Source organism: Aureimonas frigidaquae (genome assembly GCF_001463905.1).
In the GTDB taxonomy this organism is placed as follows: Bacteria; Pseudomonadota; Alphaproteobacteria; order Rhizobiales; family Rhizobiaceae; genus Aureimonas; species Aureimonas frigidaquae.
On sequence record NZ_BBWR01000011.1, the window covers coordinates 190,387 to 196,887 of the forward strand.

7 protein-coding genes are annotated in these 6,501 nt (G+C 68.9%); 2 read left to right on the plus strand and 5 right to left on the minus strand.

Annotation, left to right across the window (positions count from 1 at the left end; translation table 11 throughout):
• Positions 1 to 14: 14 nt before the first annotated feature.
• The 4 genes from dut to ubiE are packed head-to-tail and all read right to left on the minus strand — an operon-like array spanning position 15 to position 4,123.
• The gene (gene dut, locus AUL30_RS12495; protein WP_062228204.1) at positions 15 to 461 is read right to left on the minus strand and encodes a dUTP diphosphatase; all 447 of its coding nucleotides are present in this window, start codon (positions 459 to 461) and stop codon (positions 15 to 17) included.
• On the minus strand, positions 458 to 1,681 hold the full coding sequence (gene coaBC / locus AUL30_RS12500; RefSeq protein WP_062228205.1) for a bifunctional phosphopantothenoylcysteine decarboxylase/phosphopantothenate--cysteine ligase CoaBC: 1,224 nt from the start codon (positions 1,679 to 1,681) through the stop codon (positions 458 to 460). Before coaBC ends, dut begins: the two co-directional genes overlap by 4 nt.
• A gap of 48 nt (positions 1,682 to 1,729) precedes the next feature.
• Positions 1,730 to 3,286 carry a 2-polyprenylphenol 6-hydroxylase gene (ubiB, locus tag AUL30_RS12505; RefSeq protein ID WP_062228239.1) on the minus strand — a complete coding sequence of 519 codons (1,557 nt, stop codon included), beginning with the start codon at positions 3,284 to 3,286 and terminating at the stop codon, positions 1,730 to 1,732.
• 57 nt (positions 3,287 to 3,343) lie between these two features.
• Entirely contained in the window at positions 3,344 to 4,123 is a 780-nt protein-coding gene (gene ubiE / locus AUL30_RS12510) for a bifunctional demethylmenaquinone methyltransferase/2-methoxy-6-polyprenyl-1,4-benzoquinol methylase UbiE (RefSeq protein ID WP_062228240.1), read from the minus strand.
• A gap of 111 nt (positions 4,124 to 4,234) precedes the next feature.
• Between ubiE and mutM the strand changes: the two genes are divergently transcribed.
• Both mutM and rpsT read left to right on the plus strand, forming a co-directional pair.
• Positions 4,235 to 5,131 carry a bifunctional DNA-formamidopyrimidine glycosylase/DNA-(apurinic or apyrimidinic site) lyase gene (gene mutM / locus AUL30_RS12515; protein WP_062228206.1) on the plus strand — a complete coding sequence of 299 codons (897 nt, stop codon included), beginning with the start codon at positions 4,235 to 4,237 and terminating at the stop codon, positions 5,129 to 5,131.
• Positions 5,132 to 5,323: 192 nt separating this feature from the next.
• Positions 5,324 to 5,602, plus strand: coding sequence for a 30S ribosomal protein S20 (rpsT, locus tag AUL30_RS12520; RefSeq protein ID WP_062228207.1), 279 nt, complete (start codon positions 5,324 to 5,326; stop codon positions 5,600 to 5,602).
• Between the two features lie 628 nt (positions 5,603 to 6,230).
• On the opposite strand, the gene AUL30_RS12525 is transcribed toward rpsT, so the two are convergent.
• The coding region (locus AUL30_RS12525; protein WP_157070118.1) for an outer membrane protein at positions 6,231 to 6,501 on the minus strand (271 nt) is incomplete at its 5' end.

The following is a 6,501-nucleotide window of genomic DNA, read 5'->3' on the forward strand; positions in this document are numbered from 1 at the left end:
TCGTCGTCCTGCGGTCAGCGGCCCGTCGAACCGAAGCCGCCCGATCCCCGCTCGGTCTGCGATATCTCTGCCGCGTCTTCGTAGACCCCGCGCGTCACGGGCGCCAGGACGGCCTGGGCGATCCGCTCGCCCCGCCGCAGCGTGAAGGGGCCATCCCCGAAATTGGCGAGGATCACCTGCACCTCGCCCCGATAATCGCTATCGACCGTGCCGGGCGTGTTGAGGACGGTGACGCCGTGCCTGGCCGCAAGCCCGGAGCGTGGACGCACCTGCAGCTCGTAGCCGGACGGGATCTCGAAGCACAGGCCTGTCGGGACCAGCGCCCGGCCCATGGGCGGCAGTGTCACGTCCTCAGTCACCGCGGCCCGCAGATCGGCCCCGGCCGCCCCTGCGCTTTCATATCGGGGCAAGGGAAGATCGGCGCCATGTGCAAGACGCTTCACCAGAACGCGGATGCTCATCGCTCGGTCTCCAGAATATCGGCGGCCCGCTCGGCCAGGCGGGCGGCAACCTCGGCCTTGTCCAGCTCCGGCCAGTCTTCGACGCCGGCCTGCGTCAGGATATGCACCGTGTTGCGGGCGCCACCCATCGTATCGCCCGACACGTCGTTGGCCACGATCATGTCGGCGCCCTTGCGCGCCAGCTTGGCTTGCGCATTGGACAGGAGCGCGTCGGTTTCGGCGGCAAAGCCGATGACGAGGCGCGGCCGGGCGGCCGAGCGGGCGATGGTGGCCAGAATGTCGGGATTTTCCACGAGGTGCAGGGGCGGCGGCCCCTCCCCGTCGCGCTTCTTGATCTTGCCCGGTGCGGCGGCCGCAGCCCGCCAGTCGGCCACCGCCGCCACGAAGACGCCGAGATCGGCCGGGAGGGCGGCCTCCACCGCCGCCAGCATCTGGCATGCCGTCTCGACATGGATGGTCGTCACGCCTGCGGGATCGGGCAGGGCGACGGGACCGGTGACCAGCGTCACCTGTGCCCCGAGCCGCGCCAGAGCCGCGGCGACGGCGTGGCCCTGCCGGCCGGACGACCGGTTGGCGATGTAGCGGACAGGATCGATCGGCTCGACGGTCGGCCCGGACGTCACGACGGCGCGCCGCCCCTCCAGACGACGGAGCGGTGCATCGGCATCCATCAACGCGGCCTCGACGGCCGCGACGATGGCGAGGGGCTCGCTCATGCGCCCCTGGCCCGCCTCTCCCGATTCGGCCATCTCGCCGTGCTCGGGGCCGACGAAGCGCACGCCATCGGCGGCGAGCCGCTCGGCGTTCCGGCGTGTGGCGGGATGCGCCCACATGGCAGGGTTCATGGCCGGCGCCATCAGGACGGGCGCCCGGGCCGCCAGCAGGACAGCCCCGGCCAGATCCCCGGCCAGGCCGCCGGCCAGTTGCGCCATGCGGTCGGCCGTCGCCGGGGCGACGAGGATGAGGTCGGCCTCCCGCGCCAGGCGGATATGCCCGACATCCTGCTCCGCCTCGCGCGAGAAGAGTTCGGTGTAGACGGGCGTGGCCGTCAGCGCCCCCACCGCCAGCGGCGTGATGAACTGCGCGCCGCCTTCGGTGAGGATGGGGGTGACGCGGGCGCCGCGCTCGCGGAGGCGCCGGATCAGGTCCAGCGCCTTGTAGGCGGCGATGCCGCCGCCGATGATCAGAAGGACGCGCTTGCCGTGCAATGTCCTGTCCATCGCCGCTTCACCCCCTTGCCAACTTGACCCTGACCCGACCCCTGCCCGTCAGCCCGCCAGCATGTGGAACGCGATCACAGCCAGGCTGATGGCGGTGATCCAGCGGGCCACATGCGCCAGGCGGATGCCGAGCCGCGTATCCTGCGCCAGCTCGTGCAGCGAGGAATCGTCGATGCGCAGGCCGTTTTCGATCAGCTCCGGCATGCGGCGGCCCAGCACCTCGAGCCCCGTGGCGTAGTCCGGCAGCCGCCGGCCGATGCGCAGCAGCGCCTCCAAGACGTCGCGTGCTTCCGCCAGCTTGGCCGTCGGCCCGAGTTCGCCGCGTATATAGTCCGAGACGACCGGTTCGGCCGCCTGCCACATGTTGAAGCGCGGATCGTAGCTGCGCGCGACGCCCTCCACCACCACCATCGTCTTCTGCAGGAGCACGAGTTCGGGCCGCGTATGCATATCGAAGAGCTCGGTCACCTCGAAGAGCAGGGTCAGGAGGTGGCCCATGGAGATGGTTTCGGCCGGCTGGCCGTGGATGGGCTCGCCGATGGCGCGCAGCGCCTGGGCAAAGGACAGGACGTCCTGGTTGCGCGGCACGTAGCCGGCCTCGAAATGCACCTCGGCCACGCGCCGATAGTCCCGCTGGATGAAGCCGTAGAGGATTTCCGCCAGGAAGCGGCGGCTCTCGGCCGACAGGCGCCCCACAATGCCAAGGTCCACCGCCACGATGGCGCCGTCGGGCGCGACGAAGAGGTTGCCCTGGTGCATGTCGGCATGGAAGAAGCCGTCCCGCATGGCATGGCGCAGGAAGCTCTGCACCACGTTGACGGCCAGGGCGTTCACATCGTGGCCGGCCGCGGCGACGCCGGCCACATCGCTCATCTTGATGCCGTCGATCCACTCCATCGTCAGGACGTCGCGGCCGGTTCGCTCCCAATCGATGGCCGGAACCCGAAAGCCGACATCGTCGCGGATGTTTTCGGCCATTTCGGACGATGCCGCCGCCTCCAGGCGCAGGTCCATCTCGATCCGGGTGCTCTGCGCCAGCGTCTCGACCACGGCGACGGGGCGAAGGCGGCGTGACGAGCGCACCACCCGCTCCAGGACGCGGGCCATGAAGGCGAAGGCGTCGAGCTCGCGGCGGAAGCGCGTCCGCACGCCCGGCCGGATGACCTTGACGGCGACATCGCGCTCGGACCCGTCGGGCAGGCGCACCCGCGCCTTGTGCACCTGGGCGATCGAGGCGGCGCCGACGGGCGGCCCGAAGGCAAGGTAGAGATCGTCGATCCGCCGCCCGAGCGTCGTCTCGATGCTGCGGATGGCCTGTTCCTGCGGGAAGGGCGGCACCTTGTCCTGCAACTGGCCGAGTTCCAGCGCGATGGCCTGACCGACAATTTCCGGCCGCGTGGACAGGAACTGGCCGAGCTTCACATAGGATGGGCCGAGCCTGTTCAGCGCCTGCGACAAGCGTTCGGACCGCGCCTTGCGGCGGGAGGACCGGCGCGCCACGAGCCCCGCCACGCGGTGGGCGAGGCGCGGCCCGGGCGGCAGCCCATCAGCCGGAAAGGCGGAAACCACGCCCTCGCGCATCAGCACGTAGGCTGCGCGGATCATGGCGATGATTCCGTAGAAGGTGCGGGTCACGCGTCAGGCTCCGCGTCGGGCCGGCATCTAGAGCTTCCAGCCGGAATGGATGGCGGCGATGCCGCCGGACAGGTTGCGGTAGCTCACGCGCGAAAAGCCGGCCGTGCGCACCATGGATGCGAAATTCTCCTGGTTCGGAAAACGGCGGATCGATTCGACCAGATATTCGTAAGAGGCGCGATCCTTGGCGACCATCTCCCCGATCGCCGGGATGGCCCGGAAGGACCAGAGTTCGTAAGCCTTGTCGAGGATCGGCATGTCGACCTCGGAAAATTCCAGGCACAGGAAGCGGCCGCCGGGCTTGAGGACGCGGTGCGCCTCGGCCAGCGCGTAGTCGATGCGCGGCACGTTGCGGATGCCGAAGGCGATCGTATAGGCGTCGAAGCTCATATCCGGGAATGGCAGCCGCTCGGCATTGCCCTCCACGAAAGTCAGCGCGCCATCGAGCCCGCGCTTGCCGGCGCGCTCGGCGCCCACGCCCAGCATGGAGGCGTTGATGTCGAGCACCGTGCCCTGCGCCGCCCCGCGTGAGGCGTCCATGATGCGGAAGGCGATATCGCCCGTGCCACCGGCAACGTCGATGAAGCTCCAGCCCGGCCGGCGCGACGGCGCCAGCCAGGAAACCATGGCGTTCTTCCAGACACGGTGCAGGCCGCCGGACATCAGGTCGTTCATGACGTCGTAGCGGCTGGCCACGCGGTGAAACACCTCGTCAACCCGGGCCTGCTTCTCGCCACCGCCCGACACGGTCGAAAAGCCGTAGGACGTTTCCATGCCGTCGGCGTCGGTGATGCGGGTCTGCGACATGATCCTCACGTCCTTCGATTCGGAATTGGTCGTCCGGCGCAAAGCTGTAAAGCGTTTCCCCGCACAAGGGAAACGCGTAAGACGAGCCTTCCCGCCAAGGACAGATAGGCCATGCCCGAGTTACCGGAAGTCGAAACCGTCAAGTCCGGTCTGCAGCCGGTGATGGAGGGCGCGACGATCGGGCGCGTGGAGCTGTCGCGGCCCGATCTGCGCTTTCCCCTGCCGCCGGACTTTTCCGAACGCCTGCGCGGGCGCACCGTGCTCGCATTGTCCCGGCGGGCGAAGTATCTCCTGGCCGATCTCAGCGGCGACCTCGTCCTTGCCATGCATCTCGGCATGTCGGGCTCGTTCCGAATCGAGCGCGATGACGGGGCCGGCGCGATGCCCGGCATCTTCCATCATCCGCGCGGCACCGCGCGCCTGCACGACCACGTCGTCTTCGAGCTCGTGACGGCTGCAGGGGAGCCGGCCCGCATCGTCTACAACGATCCGCGCCGCTTCGGCTTCATGACCCTCCTGCCCCGTGCCGAATTGGCCGAGCACCCGCTCTTCCGCCACCTCGGCCTCGAGCCGACCGGAAACGCCCTGACGCCGGAGGCGCTGGCGGAGCGGCTGGCGGGGCGCAACACGCCGTTGAAGGCCGCGCTCCTCGACCAGACCATCATCGCCGGGCTCGGCAACATCTATGTCTGCGAGGCGCTCTGGCGCGCGCGCCTGTCGCCGCGCCGGCGCAGCGCCACGCTGGTGGACAAGCGCGGCCGGCCCACGCCGCGCCTTGCCGCGCTGACGGGCCATATCCGCGAAACGATCCACGACGCCATCGCCGCCGGCGGCTCGTCCTTGCGCGATTACCGCCAGGCGGACGGGAGTCTGGGCTACTTCCAGCATCGATTCGCCGTCTATGATCGGGAGGGTGAGCCCTGCCAGCGCACGGCCTGCGGCGGCATCGTCCGCCGCATCGTGCAGGCCGGCCGCTCGACCTTCTACTGCCCGGCGTGCCAGCGATAGGATGGCCATGCGGAGTTGACGGCGAAGGCCATCTTGCCTATAAGGCGCGGCATGTTCAGCCGCTGCGAAAGCTGCGGCGCCCTTTCCCGTGGATGCGCCAGGCGCTCGACGGGAGAACACAGACATCAGACCGGCTTTCCCTGCGTGCCGCGTGCGGCCTGTAGCGGAGCGACAAACGAAAGAGATTCTCGCATGGCCAATACCCCTTCGGCCAAGAAGGCGACGCGGAAGATCGCGCGCCGCACGGCTATCAACAAGACCCGCCGCTCGCGCGTCCGCACCTTCCTGCGCAAGGTTGAGGAAGCCATCCTCTCCGGCGATCAGGAAGCCGCCCGCGCCGCCCTGCGCGCTGCAGAGCCCGAGCTGGCCCGCGCTGCGTCGAAGGGTGTCATGCACCGCAACACTGTGTCCCGGAAGATCTCGCGCCTGTCCAGCCGCGTGAAGAATGTCGGCGCGCAAGCCGCCGCCTAACCTATCCGGTAATGATCGTATGAAGAGCCGGGCCGCTCACGCGGCCCGGCTCTTTTCGTGCGTGCAGAGGAAAGGCTGACGGCCCGGCTTCCCGCCCACCGGCAGGACCTGTGCAACGCGCATATGTGCGACAGACAGCCCCTCCCCCGCAGGCGCGGGAGGTGAAGGGGAGGTGGCAGAGGATCGGTCCTTGTCGGCCCGCGCCATTCACGCGGCCGGACGGGTGGAGCGGTCCAGCGCAGGAAAGGCGGATCGCGGCACCAGTGTCGCGCAGGGGGCGACGCGCGAGCGCGCAATCCGGGGTCCCGACCTGGGTTTGGCTCCGGCACGGCCCCGTCAGGCCCGTCCGATTCTATCCGACCCTGTCTCGTCCTGTCCGGCGCATGCCCGAAACCGCGGCAGCGTCGAGCTGCCTCCGGCCGACCACCATGGTAACTCTGATCGACCGTCGAACACCCTTGCCGCTGGCTGGTGTCACGGCAGCGTGCCATCGACAGGCCTGTCGGTTGGCAGGCGCCAGCCGGACCGACCATCAGGCGACGGCGTTCGAATGCGGACCCGAGTACGAAAAAGGGGCTCCCGGTTTCCCGGGAGCCCCTTTCAGACTGTCGCCAGTCCTTCGTGCTTCTTAGTTGAAGCGGAAGGAAGCCTTGGCCCACACGGTGTGGAAGTCGAGGTCCGAAGCGGACGAGGTCGAGAACGTCGTCGGGCCAGCCGGCGTGCCGGCAACCGGGGTGTAGTCGACGTTCAGGTTCGAGTCGCCGAGGTCGGTGTAGAGGTACTCGACGCCGAGCGAGAAGTTCTGCGTCACCAGGTACTCGACGCCAGCGCCGACCGTGTAGCCGACATCGTCCGTGTCTTCGGAGACGGAAACGTCGTAGGTCGTGGTGCCGATCGTT